This window comes from Delftia sp. ZNC0008 (genome assembly GCF_000799035.1).
GTDB classification, from domain to species: Bacteria; Pseudomonadota; Gammaproteobacteria; order Burkholderiales; family Burkholderiaceae_C; genus Comamonas; species Comamonas tsuruhatensis.
This window is the reverse complement of sequence record NZ_JTKZ01000818.1, coordinates 1-313: the sequence shown is the minus strand read 5'-3', so window position 1 is coordinate 313 and position 313 is coordinate 1. Positions and strand designations below refer to the sequence as shown.

The 313-nt window shown below is 75.1% G+C and carries 1 protein-coding gene; it reads right to left on the bottom strand.

The window, feature by feature from the left end; genetic code table 11:
• Nucleotides 1-313, bottom strand: a 313-nt coding sequence (locus L995_RS34020) for a hypothetical protein (protein ID WP_047474222.1), incomplete at both ends; no start/stop codon positions are given.

Genomic DNA, 313 nt, shown 5'->3' with positions numbered 1-313 from the left:
CAACTGCTGGCAGGCCATGCCGACCGCGGCACCCTCGCCCAGCTCGGCGCTGCGCAAGGCCAGCACCTGGTGCAGGGCCTGGCGTGCCTGGGCCAGCTCGGCCTCCTGCCAGCCCAGCCCGGTCAGCCCTGCCTGCAGCGATCCCTGCAGGCGCAGCGCATGCTCCACGGCTTGCGGGCGAGTGTCCAGGCCGTCCCAGACGCCGGGGCAGCGCAAGCGCAGCTCGTCCAGCGCCAGCAGCTGTTCCTCGATGGCGCTGCGGGCCGCCAGCTGCGCATGGGCCTGCTGCAGCGCCGCGCCACAGCGGCCCTGG